The following is a 20,711-nucleotide window of genomic DNA, read 5'->3' as shown; positions in this document are numbered from 1 at the left end:
CTCAGGCTCCCTTCGCCGTACGGCGCTCGGTCGGTTGCGTCACCCGGTCGAGCATCAGGCCCAGGCAGACGATCGCGGCCCCGGCGACCAGGCCGGTCGCCAGGTCGCCCTGGGCGAGGCCGAAGACGACGTCGTAACCGAGCGCGCCACCGCCGACCAGGCCGCCGATGATGACGACGGCGAGGACCAGGACGACGCCCTGGTTGACGGCGAGCAGCAGCGCGGGGCGGGCCAGCGGGAGCTGGACCTGGCGCAGTTGCTGGGTGCTGGTGGCACCCATCGAGCGGGCGGATTCGAGAGCGGCCGGGTCGACCTGGCGCAGGCCCTGGGTGGTGATGCGGACGACGGCGGGGAGCGCGTAGACGATCGCGGCGGCGACGGCCGGGGCGCGGCCGACGCCGAACAGGGCGACGACCGGGATCAGGTACACGAACTGCGGCATCGTCTGGAACACGTCGAGCACCGGCCGCAGGAGACGTTCGACGCGGTCGCTGCGGGCGGCGGCGATGCCGGTCGCGAAGCCGATGACGAGGGTCACGGCGACGGCCGCGAGGACCTGGGAGAGAGTGTCCAGGGACGGCTTCCACACCCCGAGCACCCCGATCGCGGTCATGGCGAGGACGGCGGTGAGCGCGGTGCGCCAGGTGCCGATCAGCCAGGCGAGTGCGGCGACGATCAGGAGCACCGACCACCAGGGCAGCCACTGCAGTCCGTCGCGGAGCGGGTCGAGGACCCAGGTGGTGAAGTGGCCCGCCCAGTCGGCGGTGCCGCCGATGACGGGGACGCCGGAGTAGAGGTGGTCGGTCATCCACTCGACGGCCCGGTTGACCGGCTCGGCGATGCCGACGACCCATCCGTCGGGCCACTCCGGACGGTCCGCGAGACGTCCGGCGACCGCGACGGCCACGGCGGCGACCAGGGCGTACGCCCACAGCGCGCGGGTGTTCCGCGCGGGCGCCTGTCCGAGTCGCGCGCCGGCCGCGCCGGTCACCCGGTCGAGGACGACGGCGAGCAGCACGATCGGAATGCCGGCCGCGAGCGCGGCGCCGACGTCGACGGAGGCCAGCGCCTGGTAGACGCGGTCGCCGAGACCGCCGGCGCCGATCACGGAGGCGATGACGGCCATGGACAGCGCCATCATGATCGTCTGGTTGAGGCCGAGGAGGAGTTCCTTGCGGGCCAGCGGGATACGGGCGGTCAGCAGGCGTTGGAGGGCGGTGGTCCCGAGCGACTCGACCGCCTCCAGCACCTCCTTGTCGGCGCCGCGCAGCCCGAGCGCGGTGAGGCGGGCCATGGGCGGGGCGGCGTAGACGACGGTGGCCAGGACGGCCGCGGGGACGCCGATGCCGAAGACCAGGACGACGGGGAGGAGGTAGGCGAAGGCCGGGAGGACCTGCATGGTGTCGAGGACCGGGCGCAGGACGCGGTCCATGCGGTCGGAGAGGCCGGCGGCGAGCCCGAGGAGGGCGCCGACTGCGACGGATGCGCCCACCGCGACCACCATCAGGGCGAGGGTCTGCATGGTCGGGACCCACATGCCGAGCAGGCCGCAGGCCAGGAACGCGGTCGCGGTCCCGAGGGCGAGGCGGATGCCGGCGACGCGCCAGGCGACCAGGGCGGACACGGCGGTCACTCCCGCCCAGCCGACGGCGAGGAGGGCGAGGTAGACGGCGCGTACGGCGATGACGACGGTGTTGCTGACGTGGCCGAGGAAGTAGAGGAACAGGGGGTGGGTGTCCCTGTTGTCGATGATCCAGTCGCTGGTTTCGGCGAGGGGGTCGGAGAGGTCGACCGTGAGGGCGTCGGGCCAGGTGCCGTTTGCCCAGCGGGCGGCGGCGAGGGGGACGAGGAACGCCGCGATCAGGGCGAGGGCGGCGAGTTTGCGGACGGCTCTGTTCGTCACGATGCCCGGCTGGGACGCCTTCCGGGGTGTTGCGGTGAGCGTTGTCATCACACCGGCTCCTCGCTGGTGGTGGCCGGTGGGGGTGTCGGCTCGCGGCGCCGGGCCGGTGCCGCTGCGCCCGCCTGTGCCGCCCCAGCGGCACGACTGCCCGCGGCTGCGACGCCGGCCACCACGTCCAGCAGTGCGGCCGAGTCGACCACGCCCAGGCAGCGGCCCTCGTCCATGACCCGGGCCGGAGTGCCTGCCCGGGCCACCGCCTCGATGGCCTCCGAGACCGTGGCGTCGGGGCGGACCGCCGGGCCCGTGGCGGCCTCCTCGGAGGAGGTGGCGGGGCGCATCGCCGTGCGGACTGTCAGGATCTGTTCGCGGGGGACGTCACGGACGAAGTCGCGGACGTAGTCGTCGGCGGGGGAGCCCACGATCTCCTCGGGTGTGCCGAGCTGGACCACGCGGCCGTCGCGCATCAGGGCGATGCGGTCGCCGAGCTTCAGGGCTTCCTGGAGGTCGTGGGTGATGAAGACCATCGTGCGGCCCTCCTCGCGGTGCAGCCGCACCACCTCCTCCTGCATGTCCCGCCGGATCAGCGGGTCGAGCGCGCTGAACGGTTCGTCGAAGAGGAGGACTTCGGGGTCCACCGCCAATGCCCGTGCCAGGCCCACGCGCTGGCGCTGGCCGCCGGAGAGCTGGGCGGGTCTGCGCTGCTCCATGCCCTCCAGGCCGACCTTGGCGACCACCTCGGCGGCCCGCTCCCGGCGCTCCGCCTTCCCCATGCCCTGGATCTCCAGGCCGTAGGCCACGTTGTCGAGGACGGTGCGGTGCGGCAGCAGGCCGAAGTGCTGGAAGACCATGGCGGCGCGGTGCCGGCGCAGTGCGCGCAACCGGGCCCGGTCCATGGCGCGGACGTCCTCGCCGTCGATGACGATGGTGCCGGCGGTCGGCTCGATCAGCCGGGTCAGACAGCGCACCAGCGTGGACTTGCCCGAGCCGGACAGGCCCATGACGACGAAGACCTCGCCCTTGCGGACGTCGAAGCCCACATCGCGCACGGCGGCCGTGCAGCCGGTGCGGGAGCGCAGCTCGGCCGGGTCGAGGGCGGCGAGGTCCGGGTCGGCGGGGACGCGGTCGGCCTTCGGGCCGAAGACCTTCCACAGTCCGTCGACGGAGAAGACGGGAGCGGTACTCATCACGCACCACCGCCGATCAGGTCGACGGCGCGCTCGCCGACCATCAGGACCCCGATCATCGGGTTCACGGCGGTCATGGTCGGGAAGACGGAAGCATCCGCGATCCGGATCCCCTCCAGACCCCGGACCTTCAACTCGGGGTCGACGACGGCCTGTTCGTCGTTCACGGCGCCCATGCGGCAGGTGCCCGCCGGATGGTAGACGGTGTGCGCGACCTTACGGGCGTACTCGCCGAGCTCCTCGTCGCCGGTGACGTCCGGTCCCGGGGCCACCTCGCGCTTGAGCCAGTGGGCGAGCGGCTCGGTCCTCGCGATCTCGCGGGCGATGCGGATGCCGTCGACGAGGGTGCGGCCGTCGTAGTCGTCCTCGTCGGTGAAGTACCGGAAGTCCAGGGCCGGTTTCACGGACGGGTCGGCGCTGGTGAGGTACAGCCGGCCACGGCTCTTCGGCTTGGGGATGTTGGGGGTCATCGACACGCCGTACGGCGGACGCTCGTACCCCAGTCGCTCCGGGTTGTCGGTGAACGGGATCTGGTAGAAGTGGAACATCAGGTCGGGGCCCGCGTGTTCGGGGTCGCGGCGCACGAACAGGCCGGCGTCGGAGTCCATCGCGGAGTTCTCCGGGATGGGTCCCTCCGTCTCCCAGACGATCACCGACTCGGGGTGGTCGAGCAGGTTCTCGCCGACGCCGGGCAGGTCGTGCGCCACGGGTATGCCGAGTGCCTCGAGGTCCTCGCGCGGACCGATGCCGGAGTGCAGCAGCAGGCGCGGCGAGTCGACGGCGCCGGCGCACAGCACGACCTCCTTCCGTGCCCTGACGAGGATCTCCTCGCCGTCCTTGGTGCGCACGTGGACGCCCTCCGCGCGGGTGCCGTCCAGCTCCAGCCGGTACGCCCAGGTCTCCAGCAGGAGCGTGAGGCCCGGGCGTTCGTCCATCACCGGGTGGAGGTACGCCACCGACGCCGACGAACGCTTGTTGTCCTCCGGGTGGTAGGCGAGGTCGAAGAAGCCGACGCCCTCGTCGAACGGCTTCCTGTTGAAGCCCTCCACGCGCGGCACGCCCAGCGTGGCCTGCGCCGCGTCGACGAAGTCGCGGGCGATGGCGTTCCGGTCCTTCTCGTCGACCGGGACGATGTTGTTCTTGAGCCGGGCGAAGTACGCCTCCATCGGAACCGCGCCCCAGCCCTTGGCGCCCGCCCGCTCCCACTCGTCCCAGTCGGACGGCAGCGGCTTGAACGCGATGAGCGTGTTGTGCGAGGAACAGCCGCCCAGGACGCGGGCGCGGCTGTGCCGGATGTGCGAGTTGCCGCGCGGCTGTTCGGTGGTGGGGTAGTCGTAGTCCAGCTCGCCGCCGAGCAGGCCCATCCAGCGGCGCAGGGTCAGCACGTCGTCGCGGCCGACGTCGCTGGGACCGCCCTCGATGACGGCGACGGTGACGTCCGGGTTCTCGGTCAGCCGGGAGGCGATGACGGAGCCTGCGGTGCCGCCGCCTATGACGACGTAGTCGTATGCGTGTTCGCGGTCGTGTTCCTGAGTGTGAGCGGGCATCTGGGTGGTACTCCTCCGGGGACTCGGGACAGGTGGGCGGATGACGACTTCGGACAGGGGCGGCGCAGGGGCGCCACCCGGCGGTCCGTGGTTCAGCCCGCGAACCAGCGCACCGGCTTCGGCGCCAGGTTCTGGTAGACGTGCTTGGTCTCGCGGTACTCGGCGAGACCGGCCGGGCCGAGTTCGCGGCCCACTCCGCTCCTGCCGAAGCCGCCCCACTCGGCCTGCGGGAGGTAGGGGTGGAAGTCGTTGATCCACACGGTGCCGTGACGCAGCCGTCCGGCCACCCGGCGGGCACGGCCCGCGTCGGCGGTCCACACGGCGCCGGCCAGCCCGTACTCGGTGTCGTTGGCGAGGGCGACGGCCTCGTCCTCGGTGCGGAAGGTCTCGACGGTGAGGACCGGCCCGAAGACCTCCTCGCGTACGACCCTCATCCCTCGGTGGCAGCGGTCGAGGACGGTCGGCTCGTAGAAGTAGCCGTTCCCGGGACGTTCGGCGGACGGTTCGGGGCGCTTGCCGCCGGAGCGCAGCACCGCGCCCTCCTCGAGCGCGGACTCGACGTACGCCTCGACCTTCGCACGCTGCTGCTCGGAGACCAGCGGCCCGCACTCGACGCCGTCCTCGGTGCCCCGGCCGAGCCTGATCCTCTCGGCGCGGCGGGCGAGTTCGGCGACGAAGCGGTCCCGGACCGGCTCCTCGACGATGAGCCGCGCGCCCGCCGAGCAGACCTGGCCGCTGTGGATGAAGGCTGCGTTGAGGGCCTGGTCGACGGCGGTGTCGAAGCCCTCGTCGGTGGCGCAGGCGTCGGCGAAGACGACGTTGGGGTTCTTGCCGCCGAGTTCGAGGGCCACCTTCTTCACGCCCGGGGCGGCGGCTTGGGCGACCTTCGTGCCGCTGGCCAGGCCGCCGGTGAAGGAGACCAGGTCGACGTCGGGGTGCTCGGCGAGCCGGGCGCCGACGGTGTGACCGGGGCCGGTGACGATGTTGGCGGCCCCGGCGGGCAGTCCGGCCTCGGTCAGCAGGTCGATGAGGGCGACCGTGGTGAGCGGGGTGATCTCGCTGGGCTTGACCACGAAGGTGTTGCCGGCCGCGAGCGCGGGGGCGATCTTCCAACTGGCCTGGAGCAGCGGGTAGTTCCAGGGCGTGATCAGCGCGCAGACGCCGACCGGCTCGTGCACGACGACGCTGTGGATGTCGGGCGAGCCCGCGTCGACGACGCGTCCGGGTGCCTCTCCGGCGACCAGGTCGGCGAAGTAGCGGAAGGCGTCGGCGACGCAGTCGATGTCGACGCGCCCTTCCTCGACGGTCTTGCCCGCGTCCCGGCTCTCCAGCAGACCGAGCTCCTCCCGGTCCCGCAGAAGCAGTCCGGCGACGCGGCGCAGCAGCGCGGCCCGTTCGGCGACGGAGGTGTGCGGCCACGGTCCCTCGTCGAAGGCGCGGCGGGCGGCGGCCACCGCGAGGTCGGTGTCCTGCTCGTCGCCCTCCGCGACCACGGCGAACGGCAGGGCGTCCGCGGGGTCGAGGATCTCGCGCGTGGCCCCCGAGACGGCCGCCCGCCACTTGCCCCCCGCGTGGATGGTGTCACGCGCCCGAAGTTCTGTACTGTCCGCCATGATCGGTCTGCTGCCTTCCGTTCCTGTTCGACACCCGTGGGTCACACGGATGTCATCCACGGGACCGGGTGCTCCTGCCCATGGGCCCCGTATGCATGCGGAACCCATGGCCGGAAGTGCGCCGCGTCACCGAAAGCAAGGACGGAACGGAAGAAATCGCCCACTCCGTAGGCGGACGGTTACGGCGTGTCGGTGCCGCAGACCGTGTCCGGCGGGCAGAAGCGGCCGAGGGCCGTCCGCAGCAGTTCGCGCTCGTCGTCACGGCCGTCCGCGTCGGCTCCGTACGCGGCGATCGCGTAGATCCGGCCGTCGGCGGCGACGAAGCGCTCGTCCACGACGTGCCAGGTCCCGACGTCGGGCTCCCCTTCGAGGGAGTCGACGAGGTACTCCAGCCGGGACCCGGTGAAGTCGCCGTCGTCCAGGTTCTCCAGGGAGAGCTCGGTGAACCCCGGGGCCTTCGCCACGTCGTCGGAGAGGAACAGCGCGTGCGACTCGCCGGGGGACGGCTCGGACACCTCGAAGATCTGCAGCCGGCGCCCGCCGTCCGGGGCACGGTAGTTCACCACGTCGATGCCGTGCCGGGAGGACACGGTGGTGCGGGACCATCCCGCGGGGAGGTCGAGGGTGAAGCCCTGCGGGTCGGCGTACGGCTGGTAGGGGGCGGGCAGGCCGGACGGCGAGGCCGTCTCCTCGGTGGAGGGCGTCTCCTCCGGCCCGGTGGAGGTCGAGGGTTCGGGTGCCCGCGACGCGCTCGCCGGGGTGGCGGCCTTGTCGTCCGTGCCCTTCCCGCCGTCCCGCAGCACCGGCGTGAACACGAGCCCCGCCACCACCCCGACCACGGCGGCCCCGCCCACCACGGCCCAGACCCGCCGACGACCGCCCCCGCGCGGACCGTCCGGCACGGCCACCGGAGCGCCCGGCGGACGGGCGGGCCCGTAGGGCTCCGGGGCGGGCCAGGGCGGGGGCGGCTGGGCGCCGGCCCACTGGACACCGGTGAGGGTCGGCGCGGAGGGCGACGCGCCGGGACGCGGAACGCCGACGGGTGCGCCCGCGCCACCGGTTCCCGCAGGGGCACCGGGAGCGGTTCCGGCAGCAGTCGCCGCACCGGCCCCTGCGACTCCGTCGGCCGGCGGACGGACGCCCGGACCGGCTCCGGCCGCGGGCGCCGCGCCGGCCGACCGGGCGGGGGGAGTGATGTCCGGAGCGGGCGGGCCCGCCGGGGCGGTCCCGGCCGGGTCCGTGCCGGGCGGCGCCGGGACGGCACCGGGCGGGCCCGCCACCGTCTCCTCCCAGCGCTGGGAATCCTCGTTCCAGTACCGCGGTCCCCCGGTCATCGCATCCCCCTGGTTCCGTTGTCGTCGGCGTCAGATGCCGAGCAGGCCCGCCACGGCGCCGGCCGAGGCGAGGACCGCCGTGAGGGCCTGGGCGTCCGCGAGCAGGTCCCGCAGTCGCCCGAGCCGGCCCTCGCCCGCCGCTCCGGTCCGGTTGATCTCGTCCTCGGTGTCCGCCAGGGCCTCGTCCAGCCGGGCCGTCTCCTCGCCCTGCCGTACCCGGGACAGATCGGCACGCAACGCGCGTACCGCCTCCAGCAGTTCCTCGGCCGCCTCGTCCCGCTGCGCCGGTACGCCGTAGTGGCCGCCCACCGCGCGCGCGCCGGTGCCGATCGCGAAGGTGCTCTGCGAGACGTCCCCGATCCGGACGTTCGGCTCTTCACCTGTCATCGTCGAAGCTCCCCTTCCGCGGTGCCGTGCCACCGGCGGCGCTCGCGTTCTCGCCGATGGCGAAGGTCGAGCCCTCGACCCGGTCGATGTGCACGGCGCCGTTGCTGATGTTCACGATCTTCTGTACGAACTCGCCGGTCTCGTAACCGGCGTCGGCCAGCGCCTGCCGGACCCCACGCCCGATCCGGTCCTGGATGCTCCGCAGATAACGGGCCACGTCCATGTCCTGGAACGTGGACGCGCTGTCCGCCGCGGCCAGTTCCCGCACCGAGAGGGCGGGTCCGTCGGGCAGCGCCCCCGAGTGACCGCCGGCCAGCAGCCGCCATCCGTGGAGCGCGCCCCGGCCCAGGGCGACCAGGGAACGGCCCGCCGAGCCGGGCACCAGGGCGAGGGCCCCGGCGGCCTTGCCGAGGACGTTGTCGTGGAGCAGCCGGTGGGAGGTGCGGTCGGCCTCCTTGAACTCGGCGCGCACCGGGTTCAGAACGTGCGGGGCGACCTCCAGCATGAGCATGCGGCCCTGGGTGTGGACGCGCACGAAGACCGTGACGACCAGTTCCTCCTCCCAGCCGCCGACCCGGATGCGCAGGAAGTGCCGCCGCTTCTCGCCGCCCTCCTCGACGGCCCGCCGGCGGTGCTCGTCGAACACCTGCGGCGAATAGGGGGCCTGGTCGCGGTCGGCCAGCCCCTCGACGGGCAGGAACACGCACTCGTCGATCTCCAGACGGCGCAGCCGGTCGCGTACGGCGGCCTCCGCGTGCGGGGCGGGCATCCGGAGCTGTTCGAGCAGGGGCCGGACGCTTTCGAGGATCGTCCGGTTGTCGAGCGGCTGCTGCCCGGCGTCCTCGTCCGGCCGGAGTTCCACGGCGAGCACCCAGGTGTCGTACGGGGTGCCGGCACCGCAGAACGGGCGGGCCTCGTCGTACATGATCAGCGGGGCGTGCTGTTCGCGCCGGATGCGGTGCGTCAGGCGGGCGAGGCGCTCTCCCTCGACCCGCTCGGCGGGGTCGGCCGTGACGTCCGGGAAGCGCTGCGGGGAGAGTTCGGCGGCGAACGCCCGGGCGAATCGGTCGCGCCGGGCGGCGGCACACAGGGCGATGAGGACGAGCACGCCGATCCCGAGCCAGGCCTGCCAGACCTCGATCGACGCGCTGCCGTCACCGAAGCCCGGGAACAGCACGCCGAGGGCGTCGGAGCTCACCGAAGACGCCGGACCCGATGAACTGCCGGAACCGTAGGGGTCGTACGGGTCGTACGACGAACCGGAGCCGGACCCGTCCTCGGAGCCGGCACCGAACGCGGCCCCGACCATGAGGAGCAGGACGGCGGCGAAGGAGAGGCGTCCGTACCAGCGCGCCACGAACGCGGCGAACAGCCGGTACACCGGTGGCTGTTCGGCGCCGCCCCGGAGCCAGGGGGCGATCGCGAGCAGCAGACTGGCGGCCATCAGACCGCCGAGCAGCCAGCCGCTCAGCGGCGCGCCCACCACCCAGAGCCCGATGACGGCGGCGGACCACAGCAGTTCCTGCCGCCGGGCCCGCAGCGCGTGCATGAGGACGCGGGCCGCGTCGAAGCCGAGCGACGGGGCGACGATCCGCTGTTCGTTGAGGTACAGCTCCTCGATGACGCGGTCCCGGTACTCCGTGTCCTGGTAGGTCCCCGCGCACAGCAGCCGGGTCGCCTCGCTGGCGTGCGGCGGGAAGGGCGGCGGCTCCGGATGCGGAGGCGCCGGGGCGTCGGTGCGGTGCGGCTGTGGCGGCACGTAGGCGGTACTCATGCCGATCCCCCGAGTGCGTAAGGGTCTGTGGTGACCGCTGAGCTGAAGGGGCATCAGCATAGGGGGAGCACTACAGGGAGGGAAACCGAAATGTCAATATCGCGATCATGTGATATGCGTCAATCTTTGGCCATAGGCTGGCCCGGTGGGCGCACGCAACGGGCCCCGCACCGGCGGAACCGGTACGGGGCCCTGCAAGGCCTGGGCCCTGGAGCGGGTCGGGTCAGAGGAGGCCGAGACCGCGGACCGCCTCGCGCTCCTCCGCGAGCTCCTTGACGGAGGCGTCGATGCGGGCGCGGGAGAACTCGTTGACCTCCAGGCCCTGGACGATCTCGTACTTTCCGTCCTTCACGGTGACCGGGAAGGAGGAGATCAGGCCCTCCGGGACACCGTAGGAGCCGTCCGACGGGATGCCCATGGAGGCCCAGTCGCCGTCGGCGGTGCCGTTGACCCAGGTGTACACGTGGTCGATGGCGGCGTTGGCGGCGGAGGCGGCCGACGAGGCACCACGGGCCTCGATGATCGCGGCACCGCGCTTGGCGACGGTCGGAATGAAGTCCTCGGCCAGCCACTTCTCGTCGTTCACGACCTCGGCGGCGTTCTTGCCGGCGACCGTGGCGTGGAAGATGTCGGGGTACTGGGTGGCGGAGTGGTTGCCCCAGATCGTCAGCTTCTTGATCTCGGAGACCGGGACGCCGGTCTTCTTCGACAGCTGGGTCAGCGCGCGGTTGTGGTCCAGGCGCGTCATGGCGGTGAACCGCTCGGCGGGCACGTCCGGCGCGGCGGCCTGGGCGATCAGGGCGTTGGTGTTGGCCGGGTTGCCGACGACCAGGACCTTGATGTCGTCCGCGGCGTGGGCGTTGATGGCCTGGCCCTGCGGCTTGAAGATGCCGCCGTTGGCCTCGAGGAGGTCACCGCGCTCCATGCCCTTGGTGCGCGGGCGGGCGCCCACGAGGAGGCCGACGTTGGCGCCGTCGAAGGCCACGTTCGGGTCGTCCGTGATGTCGATGCCCTGCAGGAGCGGGAACGCGCAGTCGTCCAGCTCCATCGCGGTGCCCTCGGCGGCCTTGAGCGCCGGGGTGATCTCCAGCAGGCGCAGCTTGACCGGCACGTCCGCGCCGAGCAGCTGGCCGGAGGCGATGCGGAAGAGCAGGGCGTAACCGATCTGGCCGGCCGCGCCGGTGACGGTGACGTTCACGGGAGTGCGGGTCATGGCGTTCTCCGTATGACAGCTGGCGGTGGGGCGGTCCCTGCCCCGGGGTGCGGGATCCCGCTCCGGCTCGTGACCGGTGTCCACCACGGTGATCGATCATCGGTTCGGATGATCGATCTCTTGGCGTCAAGAGAGATCCAGCGGTCAGGCTATCGCGCATCCGCGGGCACGGACGGCCGGGCTCCCTGTGGCCCGCCCCACAGAGTGACGGTCCGGGTACACGGGTAGCCGAGCGGGTGCGTGAAGGGCGGCCGCTCCGTCCGGGAGAGGTGGGGACGGGGCGGCCGCCGCCGGGGGCCGACCGTGCCGGATTCCCGTGGGGGTATTTTCCGCGTGCCCACCTTTCGCCGCCCCATGCGCGCCCCCACGCTTCCCCCACACATATGAGCCCGTATGGACTCATACATGTGGCGCGCCGAGCCGGGTGCGGGGACGCTACTCGGTGCAGCCCCTCTCACCGGTGGCGGCCAGCACCGCACAGGCCTTCGCGTCCGTCGCGCTCTTCACCGGCACCATCGGGGTGTACGTGACCGTGTCGCCGGCGGCGGTGATGCTGTCGCTCTGCTTCTTCGCCGTACCCGCGCTGATCTCGACCTCGTCCCCCTGCGCGCCCTGCGTGATGCGTCCCCAGGCCGCGGCGCAGGTCTCGCTGTAGCGGACCTCCACCGTGGTGGCGCCGACGGTCGCGGTCCGGGTCGTGGTCACCAGGTCGCCGCTGCACCCCATGGCCTCGGCGTCCTTGCCCGCGCAGGCGTCGCCGCTGCACTTCACGCCGGGGGGCAGGTCGACACTGACGGTGGCGGTGGGCGAGGGGGACTTCTGGGCCTCGTCCTTCTTCTTGTCGTCCTCGGTGCCGACGACGTAGAACGCGGCGGCGACCACCACCAGCGCTCCCACCGCTCCGGCGATGAACGTCGACGTCCGCCGCTTGCCGCCGGAACGGCCGGAGCCGCCCTGGCGGCCGTGGCCGGACGTGCCCGGGGGCGGTGCGCCGTACGTTCCGGAGGGCCCCGGCGTGCGCCCGGCCGCCGCGGCCCCGGAGCCGCGGCGGCCGGCCGGCGGCGAGTCCGCCGGCGCGGCGACCCCCCAGGAGTTCGTCCCGGACGAACCGTCCCGCGTGCCGTCCTCCCGTACGCCACCCGTGGCGTCGCGCACGTCCGAGGCGGTCGGCTGCGGCGGCACGCTCGGCGCGACCCCGGCCGGCCCCGCGACGCCCGGGCGGACCGCGGCTCCCCCCTTGCCGGCGGATCTGCCGCCCGAGCCGGAGGACGGGCCGGCGAGCTCGCTGAGCGCGGCGCGCGCCTGCGAGATCCGGATCGCCTCCATCGTCATGTCGTGACGCATCTCCGAGCGGCTCCAGGCGCGCTCGGCGAGCTCCCACATGGTGGTCAGGTGCATCGGGTTGGTCCCGGTGACCTCGGCCAGGGCCACGATCGCGCCCTTGGGCGCGAGCAGCCGGCCGTTCAGATAACGCTCCCAGGACGTCTTGCTGTAGCCCGTGCGGTCGGAGACCGACGCGACGCTCAGGCCACTGCGGTCCACGAGCCGCCTGAGCTGGCTCGTGAACTCCCTGATCTGCGGATCCAGTTCATCCGGCAAGGCCTTCCAACGAGGCATTGCTTCCCCCCTCTTCCCCCCGGTTGGTGCTGGTTGTTCCCTCGCGCATGGTGCCCCTTGCCGAGTCCCCGTTGTGGCTACCCACGAGGATGCCGCCAGGCAGGGTCTCAGTTTCCCAGGGTGGGGGCGCACGGGAGCATCAGGGCCGCGGGCAGTCACCGTCGCACGCCTACTCACTCGCGGTCCAGTGTCCCATCGGTCGCCCCCTCGGCCGAACGGAGCCAGGCACCTGCGCACGGGACGTCCGGACCGTCCCGTTTGTTCACGCCGGTCCACTGTCCCACCACTTCGTCGCGCCACGGCGGGTTTGTCAACACATCGACACAGGCCGGTCACATACGGACTCATCGCAAGGATGTACGGGGATTCCGGGGGACGTAGCGGAACGGTCACTTCCGTGCCACAGCGGCCGGACAGCCGTTGAACAGGTCCTTCACGGTGCAGGAGTGTGGTGACCGGCGGCGGCCCGTCCCCTCACGGGGGTGTGGACGGGCCGCCGTTCGACGGGACCTGGGAGATGCCGTTTGGATCTTGCCGGGGTCGCGGGGTCCGGCACGGCTGTGAGGCGCCGTCGCCTGAAGCCGGCCTGACCCGAACGACACCCCCTAGCTGTCGACCGTGAAGTGCAGCGTGTCCTTCAGGAACGGGATCTCCAGCAGCGGATGCGGCTGCACCATCAGCGCCAGCAGCGCGATCACCAGGCCCAGCCCGCCGTACGTGACGATGTCCGTGAAGCGGGAGCGCACCGCGAGCATGCCGACGTCCGGTACCAGCCAGCGCAGCACGGACCCGGCCAGCAGGGCCACGCCGACCAGCAGCGTGCCCAGCCGGAACTGGTCCAGCGCGGTCAGCAGCAGCCCCAGTCCGACCGTGAGCAGCACGGAGAGGATCGGCCACTGACGGGCGGGCGCGGGGGCGTCACGGGGGGCCGCCCTGCCCCCGCCCTCGGGACGCGCGGTGTCCCTGGTGAACAGGGGGAACCGCCGGGTGGCGCGGCGCGGCCTGCCCTCGGCGTCGGGCGCGCTGACGGGGTCGCGGACCGTGATGTCCTCGGCCCGCTCCCGCTCCTCGGTGGTGCCCGGGGCGTCCGGGGCGTTCCGCTCAGCCGACACTGCGCTCCGCCGCCTCGACCACGTTGACCAGCAGCTGGGCCCGGGTCATCGGGCCGACGCCGCCGGGGTTCGGGGCGACCCAGCCGGCCACCTCGGCCACGCCCGGGTGGACGTCGCCCATGATCTTGCCCTCGGCGCTGCGGGAGACACCGACGTCGAGGACGGCCGCACCCGGCTTGACGTCCTCGGGGCGGATCAGGTGGGCGCTGCCCGCGGCGGCCACGATGATGTCCGCACGCCGGAGGTGGGCCGACAGGTCGCGGGTGCCGGTGTGGCACTGGGTCACCGTGGCGTTCTCGCTGCGCCGGGTCAGCAGCAGGGGCATCGGGCGGCCGATGGTCACACCGCGGCCGACGACCACGACCTCGGCGCCCTTGATCTCCACGCCGTGGCGGCGCAGCAGGGTGATGATGCCGTTGGGGGTGCAGGGCAGGGGGGCCGGCTCGTTGAGGACGAGACGGCCGAGGTTCATCGGGTGGAGGCCGTCGGCGTCCTTCTCCGGGTCCATCAGTTCGAGGATGCGGTTCTCGTCGATGCCCTTGGGCAGCGGCAGCTGGACGATGTAACCGGTGCAGGCGGGGTCCTCGTTCAGTTCGCGGACGACCGCCTCGATCTCCTCCTGCGTGGCCGTACCCGGCAGTTCGCGCTGGATGGAGGCGATGCCCACCTGGGCACAGTCGCGGTGCTTTCCGGCGACGTACTTCTGGCTGCCGGGGTCCTCCCCGACGAGGATCGTGCCGAGGCCGGGCGTGACGCCCTTCTCCTTCAGTGCCGCCACGCGGGCGGTCAGATCGGACTTGATCTCGGCTGCGGTGGCCTTGCCATCGAGAATCTGGGCGGTCATGACCCCATCCTCGCGGATGACCGGCCCCCTGTTCCAATCCGCCCGCATTCCGGGCGACCGCGGCACCTCCCGATCACGTATCGCCAGTTTCCGGCCAAGATCGCGATGTTGCACTTGCACAACACATACGACGTACGCCTGGACAAGGAAAGGAACGGTCAAGAACGATGAGGACACAGTGCCGCGGGCAGAACCGGGGGGACGGACCGCATCTGTAGAACTTCCTCCGCGCCGAGCCCTGCGTCGTCCCCGCACCTGGAGCGCAACGGAGGAAGAACCGCCATGAGTTTCGGCGACCCGAACAACCCCTACGGGCAGCCACCCCAGCAGCCGCCGGCCGGCAACCCGGGTTATGGCTACCCGCAGCAGCCCGGTGTCCCGCAACAGGGCTACGGCTACCCCGCCGCTCCACCGGTGTCCCAGCCGTACGGCGGCGGTCACATCCCCACCCGGATGCCCGGCATCACGCGCGCCGCGCAGATCATGCTCGGCGTTGTCGTCCTGGCCCACTTGATCATCACGGCGATGTACGGATACGCGCTGTCCGAGTGGGACGAGACGATGGCCGAAGCCGGCATCACGGGTGACGCCGAAGCCGAGCGGTTCGCCGACCTGGGCAAGGGCGTCGTCGTCTTCTTCCTGGGCCTGGCCGCCGTCTTCGCGGTCCTCGGCCTGGTGCTGCTGCTGCAGTACGCCAAGGGCGGCAACGGCGTCCGCGTCTGCTCGATCGTCTACGGCTCGTTCGCGATCATCAGCGGCATCTTCATGATCGCCGCGTACGGCCTCGGTCTGCTCATCATGGTGGTCGCGATCCTGCTGATCGTCTTCGCCGCGAAGCGCCCCAGCGCGGAATGGTTCAGGCGACCGCGCTACTGAACCGGCGGGCGGGTTCACGCCGTTCACCGCCACAGGGCCGTGTCTCATCCGACCGGGGGAGACACGGCCCTCGCGCGTGGCCCTGGTCCGACCGGGACGGCGGAGATGGGGGACCCGCCTCAGGCCGGCGTGTCCGCGGCGTCCTCGTCCGCCTTCCGCAGGGCGGCACGCAGCACGGAGGCGCCCGTGGGGGTGAGGGTGTGCAGCACGGCCGGGCCGTTGCGGACCGTGGTGACGAGTCCCGCGTCGCGCAGCGCGGTGGCGTGCCGGCTGGCGGCAGAAGCCGAGACTCCGGCGGCGCGGGCGATCTCACCGGTCGTGGCGCCGCCGGACGCGACGCGCAGGGCGACCGCTCGGGCGCGCCCGAGCAGGTTCGTCAGGGACCGCTCGGGATCGTCGGCGCTCGGGCGGCGGGCCTCGGGCTCGTGGAGCAACGAGTACCAGAGCACGGGCGGAAGTCCCGGGTCGGCGTAGGCGACCGGTTCGCCCCAGTTGAAGTACGAGGGGACCAGCGTGAGCCCACGGCCGTTCAGATGCAGGTCCCGGTCCTCTGTCTGCCGGGGGTAGGTGACCTCCAGGACGGGAGGACGCCAGCGCAGCATCGGCCCGAGCCCGGCGAGCATGCCCTCCACCCCACCGTCGAGCAGCCCGCGGCAGCGTGCCGCGCGCTCCGCCTCGATACGCGCCTGCACATGCTCTCCATGGGGGCCGATGACGGTCCCGTGGTAGGCGCGCAGCACCCTCACCAACCGCTCGCGCGCCGTGTGCTCGGCCAGTTGCCTGCTCCAGGCGGGTGCTCCGACGGTCCGGTCGAGGATGTCGATCTCCTCCATGACCCGTTCCGGGGGCGTGGCCAGAATCGACTCCAGTCCCGCGTCCAGACCGTCCACGGCGTCGACCGGGGTGAGGAAATCCGGGAAGTACGCGGCCCTCGGGTACAGCGGCAGCAGGACACTCCGCAGGACCCGCTCCAGCCCCTTCTCCCGCATCTGTTCCCGTGCGGTGCGATACCACCCGGCGTAGGCCCACCGCCCCCTCCGGGACTGGAGCCGGTGCAGGCTCGCGGTGATCTCGAAGAGCGGATCGGGAGCGGGGGCGAGCCGGGTCCTGGCCAGATCCACGTCGGTGAAGTGAATGCGGAGCATGTCGTTTCCCCCGTTGCGTTCGGATCCTGCTCTGCGGCGCACCAGCGGTCACCCGGCGCGGGTCGGCCGGACGATCGTAGGAAGCCGGGATCAGGATCCGATAAACGGGGGTTCAACGGGCAGGTGGCCAGGACTGCCGGGGCGTCAGCGCGACCGGTGGACGGCCATGGCGGCGGAGCGAGGACGTCCGGGCGGCTCCCGGTCGGGCCGGTTGCCGACCGGTGTGCCCCGGCGCGTGGTGCGCTCGCCGGGATGCCGGATGTTGACGAACAGCGTCTGCCCGTCCGGTGTCGCCGTGACCCCGGTGGCCTCGGCCCCGCGTGGCGCGGTGAGGATGCGGCGCACGGTGCCGGTGCCGACGGCGGGCAGGGCGTTGTTCCCGGCCGCCCGGTGGACGGCCCGGGCGCCGGGCACGGTGACGGTGTCCGCCTCACCGGCCGGCACCGGGGCGAAAGTCCCCGAGTGAGGGCCCGCCGGGCCCCGTGCCGGTGGCAGGCGGCGCCGAGGCGGACCCGTCCGCGCCGGGCAGCCCCGCGGCTGCCCGGCGCGCCGTCGACGAGGACCGTCCGGCGCTACGGGCCTGCGGTTCCGCGGTGCGCGGCGTTCGCCGACTCCTCACGCATCGGAACCTCCCCCGGCGGGAAGCGTTCTGTGGACCCTCGGTGGTGTCCGCGCGTTCAGGTGTTGCCGCACGGCCTTCACCGCGGCCGTTCCGACGTCGCCGTCCACCACCGACGCCGGTGCGTACCCCGGACCGTTGACCGCCTCCCGCCGAGAGGCGACGGACCGGGTCGGCCCGGGCACACCGGCCTGCGCCCAGGAGCGCAGATCGTTCCCCGGACAGGCCGCCGAAGTCGTACTCGACATCGCCCACGTCCTGGCAAAGGGCGTGGCCCTCCCGGATTTCGGCGATCCCCGTCCGGCGGTCCTCTCCGCTGTCCGGAGAGAACGAAAAGAAGCTGCCCGCGCAGTGGATGAACATTCCCTTCCGGGGTCTCCAAGGCCCCGAGGACGGTCCGGGTGGCCCCGTGGTGATCGATGAACCACTGATTCGCTTTCCGGTGCGCGGCAGAATTCCGTTCTGCGTCTATCCGTGCAGCGAGCTGCAGCGCGTACTGCCGGACTTCGTGGCGTAGTGCGAAAGGTACTCCGCGGTGATCGGCCCGTAGACGCCGTCCCCTTCGATGTTCGCCGGGTACATGGGGTCGGTCATGTTCTGGGCGTACCTGAGGGCCGTCTCGGTGGCGGGACCGAACTGACCGTCGACGGTTATCCGCTGGTTGTAGCAGTCCTTGAGAGTCCGCTGGAGCACCTCGACATGCTCCCCGCTGGCGCCCCTGGACATGGTGCAGTTCCACTTGCCGTTGTAGGTGGGGACATAGCCCTTGGCGCCGCTGGGGAACGTGTCGTAGGTCTTGCCGTTGCACCATCCGGCCGAGGAGGCGGCGGTGGCGGCGGTGGCGGCGGACGCGCCGGCCAGGCCGGAGCCGAGTGCCGACAGCACGACGGCGGCGACGGTCAGGACGGCACTGCTGCGAGGCGTGCTCTTCTTCTTCATGAATTCTCCCGGGATTGCGGGCTCCTGTGACAACGGCAGACTCGCAGCCCGCCATCAGCCCGGCAACACACGTGAGTCCCACCGCAAAAGCCCAGTTCATCTTCTGTGCGCGGGAGGACGACGGGAGGACGACGGGCACCGGTTTCCTCACCGGTGGGCGTTCAGCGGTCCCAGCTGTCAGGGGCGTCACATCCCACCGTCACTGAATGCCCACGACCTGGGCTTTTGAGCTGTGCGGAAAGCGCCTGTCCGCGCCGACTCCTGCCCTGCGAGGATGTCCGGCAACGCATTCGGCGAACAATTCCCGAAAGCCCCGGAACCTGCACCCGCTCAGGAGGATCGACCATTATGTTCAGGCGTACCGCAACAGTTCTCGGTACAGCGGCCGCGGCTTTCCTGCTCACCACGACCACCGCCGCCGCCGACAGCATCATCTCCGCGGGAGAAGACAACATCAAGTGGAGGAGAAGCTGCGACACCGTGTATTTCGGAGCGGTCGGCACGACGTACGCGCTTACCAGAAAGAACGACTCCGGGACGTGCAAGGGCGACGCCTGGGTCCGCGCTCACACCTCCAGCGGGTGGACGTCATGGGTGCACAGCTCGACCGAGGCGGAGATTTCGAGCTCGGGCGGCCATATCACCAGAGCGCAGCACAAGGGCTGCGCCGACTGCACCGTGCATTCCACGGAGTTGCGGTGGCTGGACTGAGCATGTTCTTTCGCGGGCTCCTCCCCCGCGCAGCCATACGCGTCGGCGGTATCGCCCGGAGAGAGGGGCGATTCCCACAGGCAGCCAGAAACGCGACAACGGATCGGAAAAGGACGATGTTCATGCGCATCAAGTCTGCGGTTCTCTCACTCGGCATCGCCGCCGTGTGTACCGGGCTCGCCGCTTCCCCGGCCACCGCCTACACCAACAGTGACCTCTCGAAGCAGGTGTGGACCCGGGACACCGGCCAGTGCTTGAACACCTGTGCCCTCGAGGACTGGGCGAACGACCTCGACGGCACCTTCTTCAAGCGTGACGTCGGCGGCAAGGCCCTCAAAATGCACATCTACAAGGGCGGCACGACCGTCGCCCAAGTCGAGTTCCACCCGTACGACGAAGTGCTGTGGGTCTACGACGGCGCCAACGACGGCGACACGATCTACGTCCGCCTGAAGTGGGACGAAGGCCCGTTCACGGACGCCGTCGACGCGAAGTACTGGGCACCGGGCGCCTCGACGGTGATCGACTCCAACTCGGTCCAGCTCGCCCCTGACGACGACATCGACGAGGGCACCGAGGTCCAGCTCCGCATCTACGACGACAAGGAGCTGACCGATCCGATAACCGGTTGGTACACCGTCGTTGCCTGACTCTCGGGCCGGTCGTGCCGGAAAGCGGCCGGCGCCGGTGCGGGGGCGGCTGTTGCGCCGGGTGAGCGCCGGGTTCCACGGCCCCACGGGCGACCGGGCCGGTAAGGGTGGGTACCGCTGCTGTCAGCCGGGATCCGGGAGGGCTTCGAGCCACTGGCTCGCGCCGGTGATCACGTCGGCTCGGGATCGGTGGCGGGCAGGTCCGAGAGGGCGTTCCGTGCCCGGGTTCGGGCCGGGTGAGGGTGCCGCGGCCGACGGGGCGCCCGGACTCTGCCCGGGCCCTCTCGACATGACGGGCTCCTGGTGACCCTCGATACACCCGGAACGGTGCGCGGTGCGGGCGTGGACGGGCAATGACGGAGCGTCAGGGACTGCCTGCTTCCGGCAGTGATCCTCGGCACGGAGCGGTGAAAGGATGTGCGGGTCGGCAACCGCCGTCCTCCATGAAAACCCTTACCCGGTAGGCAGGTTCACGTATGAGACTGACCCGAGGTGTTCTGCTGGTGGCCACCACGGCGCTCGCGCCGGCCCTCCTTCTCACCGGTCCGGCCTTCGCCGCCGACGCGGCGCCCTCGTCCGTCGCCGTCACGGCGGCGGCGGCGGCGGCGGCGGCGGACGAGCCCGGCACGCCGGTGGACGAGATGTCGGAGGAGGAACTCCGCTCCGCCATCGCCCGCATCCTGGCCGACCCGGACTCCGGCAAGGGCGTCAAGCGCGAAGCCACTGAAGCCCTCGGCGGCACCGTGGAGGACATGCGCGACTTCCTGAAGACCGGCTACCGCCTCGCGCAGTTCGAGGACGACCAGGTCGCCATCTTCCGCATCCTGGGAGACCCCGACTCCGGCAAGGGCGTCAAGCGCGCAGCCGTCGAAGCCCTTGAGGCGGGCACCCCGGAGGCCGCACGTGCTTTCCTCGAGACCGGTTACCGCCTCGCGCAGTACGAGGACGACCTCGTCGCCATCTTCACGATCCTCGGCAAGCCCTACGCCGGCAAGCGCGTCACCCGCGAGATCAACGAACTCCTCGACGCGCCCACCCCGGAAAAGGCACGCGCCTTCCTGGAGACCGGCTACCGCCTCGCCCAGGCGGAGGACGACCGCGTCGCCGTCGCGCGCATGCTGGCCGACCCCGACATCAGCGACGCGCTCCGCGCGGCGGCCGAGGAGGTCATCGACGGTACGCCCGAGGAACTGCGGTACTTCCTGGAGACCGGCCGGTACGAGGTGGACGAGTAGGGGGTCGC

18 protein-coding genes are annotated in these 20,711 nt (G+C 71.8%); 4 read left to right on the top strand and 14 right to left on the bottom strand.

Annotation, left to right across the window (positions count from 1 at the left end; translation table 11 throughout):
* Position 1: 1 nt before the first annotated feature.
* The 11 genes from ACH4VX_RS10305 to ACH4VX_RS10255 all read right to left on the bottom strand — a co-directional run bounded on the left by ACH4VX_RS10305 (position 2) and on the right by ACH4VX_RS10255 (position 14,528).
* Positions 2-1,951, bottom strand: a complete 1,950-nt coding sequence (locus ACH4VX_RS10305; RefSeq protein ID WP_398366915.1) for an ABC transporter permease — start codon at positions 1,949-1,951, stop codon at positions 2-4.
* Positions 1,951-3,087 carry a glycine betaine/L-proline ABC transporter ATP-binding protein gene (locus ACH4VX_RS10300; RefSeq protein ID WP_398366914.1) on the bottom strand — a complete coding sequence of 379 codons (1,137 nt, stop codon included), beginning with the start codon at positions 3,085-3,087 and terminating at the stop codon, positions 1,951-1,953. Before ACH4VX_RS10300 ends, ACH4VX_RS10305 begins: the two co-directional genes overlap by 1 nt.
* Positions 3,087-4,634 (bottom strand): GMC family oxidoreductase, encoded by a 1,548-nt coding sequence (locus ACH4VX_RS10295; RefSeq protein ID WP_398366913.1) that lies wholly within the window; start codon positions 4,632-4,634, stop codon positions 3,087-3,089. Before ACH4VX_RS10295 ends, ACH4VX_RS10300 begins: the two co-directional genes overlap by 1 nt.
* A 92-nt stretch (positions 4,635-4,726) precedes the next feature.
* Positions 4,727-6,247, bottom strand: coding sequence for an aldehyde dehydrogenase family protein (locus tag ACH4VX_RS10290; protein WP_398366912.1), 1,521 nt, complete (start codon positions 6,245-6,247; stop codon positions 4,727-4,729).
* A 179-nt stretch (positions 6,248-6,426) separates the two neighbouring features.
* Entirely contained in the window at positions 6,427-7,581 is a 1,155-nt protein-coding gene (locus ACH4VX_RS10285) for a hypothetical protein (RefSeq protein ID WP_398366911.1), read from the bottom strand.
* A gap of 30 nt (positions 7,582-7,611) precedes the next feature.
* Complete coding sequence (locus ACH4VX_RS10280; protein ID WP_398366910.1) at positions 7,612-7,968, bottom strand: hypothetical protein; 357 nt, start codon at positions 7,966-7,968, stop codon at positions 7,612-7,614.
* Complete coding sequence (locus ACH4VX_RS10275) at positions 7,958-9,742, bottom strand: hypothetical protein (RefSeq protein WP_398366909.1); 1,785 nt, start codon at positions 9,740-9,742, stop codon at positions 7,958-7,960. Before ACH4VX_RS10275 ends, ACH4VX_RS10280 begins: the two co-directional genes overlap by 11 nt.
* A gap of 223 nt (positions 9,743-9,965) precedes the next feature.
* Complete coding sequence (locus tag ACH4VX_RS10270) at positions 9,966-10,955, bottom strand: malate dehydrogenase (protein WP_398366908.1); 990 nt, start codon at positions 10,953-10,955, stop codon at positions 9,966-9,968.
* A 435-nt stretch (positions 10,956-11,390) separates the two neighbouring features.
* Entirely contained in the window at positions 11,391-12,572 is a 1,182-nt protein-coding gene (locus tag ACH4VX_RS10265) for a DUF2690 domain-containing protein (protein WP_398366907.1), read from the bottom strand.
* Between the two features lie 605 nt (positions 12,573-13,177).
* Positions 13,178-13,684 (bottom strand): DUF3017 domain-containing protein, encoded by a 507-nt coding sequence (locus tag ACH4VX_RS10260; RefSeq protein ID WP_398366906.1) that lies wholly within the window; start codon positions 13,682-13,684, stop codon positions 13,178-13,180.
* Positions 13,674-14,528: a bifunctional methylenetetrahydrofolate dehydrogenase/methenyltetrahydrofolate cyclohydrolase gene (locus ACH4VX_RS10255; protein WP_398366905.1), complete on the bottom strand. Its 855-nt coding sequence runs from the start codon at positions 14,526-14,528 to the stop codon at positions 13,674-13,676. Before ACH4VX_RS10255 ends, ACH4VX_RS10260 begins: the two co-directional genes overlap by 11 nt.
* Before the next feature lie 282 nt (positions 14,529-14,810).
* On the opposite strand from ACH4VX_RS10255, the gene ACH4VX_RS10250 reads away from it, so the two are divergent.
* Entirely contained in the window at positions 14,811-15,404 is a 594-nt protein-coding gene (locus ACH4VX_RS10250; protein ID WP_398366904.1) for a hypothetical protein, read from the top strand.
* Positions 15,405-15,523: 119 nt separating this feature from the next.
* On the opposite strand, the gene ACH4VX_RS10245 is transcribed toward ACH4VX_RS10250, so the two are convergent.
* From ACH4VX_RS10245 to ACH4VX_RS10235, 3 genes are all read right to left on the bottom strand, one after another.
* Entirely contained in the window at positions 15,524-16,549 is a 1,026-nt protein-coding gene (locus tag ACH4VX_RS10245; protein WP_398366903.1) for an ArsR family transcriptional regulator, read from the bottom strand.
* A gap of 144 nt (positions 16,550-16,693) precedes the next feature.
* Positions 16,694-16,993, bottom strand: coding sequence for an alkaline phosphatase PhoX (locus ACH4VX_RS10240; RefSeq protein ID WP_398366901.1), 300 nt, complete (start codon positions 16,991-16,993; stop codon positions 16,694-16,696).
* Positions 16,994-17,636: 643 nt separating this feature from the next.
* On the bottom strand, positions 17,637-18,107 hold the full coding sequence (locus ACH4VX_RS10235) for a peptidoglycan-binding protein (protein WP_398366900.1): 471 nt from the start codon (positions 18,105-18,107) through the stop codon (positions 17,637-17,639).
* Positions 18,108-18,455: 348 nt separating this feature from the next.
* On the opposite strand from ACH4VX_RS10235, the gene ACH4VX_RS10230 reads away from it, so the two are divergent.
* From ACH4VX_RS10230 to ACH4VX_RS10220, 3 genes are all read left to right on the top strand, one after another.
* The gene (locus ACH4VX_RS10230; protein WP_398366899.1) at positions 18,456-18,818 is read left to right on the top strand and encodes a hypothetical protein; all 363 of its coding nucleotides are present in this window, start codon (positions 18,456-18,458) and stop codon (positions 18,816-18,818) included.
* Between the two features lie 122 nt (positions 18,819-18,940).
* Positions 18,941-19,468, top strand: a complete 528-nt coding sequence (locus tag ACH4VX_RS10225) for a hypothetical protein (RefSeq protein ID WP_398366898.1) — start codon at positions 18,941-18,943, stop codon at positions 19,466-19,468.
* A 476-nt stretch (positions 19,469-19,944) separates the two neighbouring features.
* Positions 19,945-20,703 (top strand): ALF repeat-containing protein, encoded by a 759-nt coding sequence (locus ACH4VX_RS10220; protein WP_398366897.1) that lies wholly within the window; start codon positions 19,945-19,947, stop codon positions 20,701-20,703.
* Positions 20,704-20,711 lie beyond the last annotated feature (8 nt).

It is taken from the genome of Streptomyces sp. NPDC020731 (assembly GCF_044334705.1).
Classification (GTDB): Bacteria; Actinomycetota; Actinomycetes; order Streptomycetales; family Streptomycetaceae; genus Streptomyces.
The sequence above is the reverse complement of the archived record's forward strand: the minus strand, read 5'-3'. Positions and strand labels throughout refer to the sequence as shown.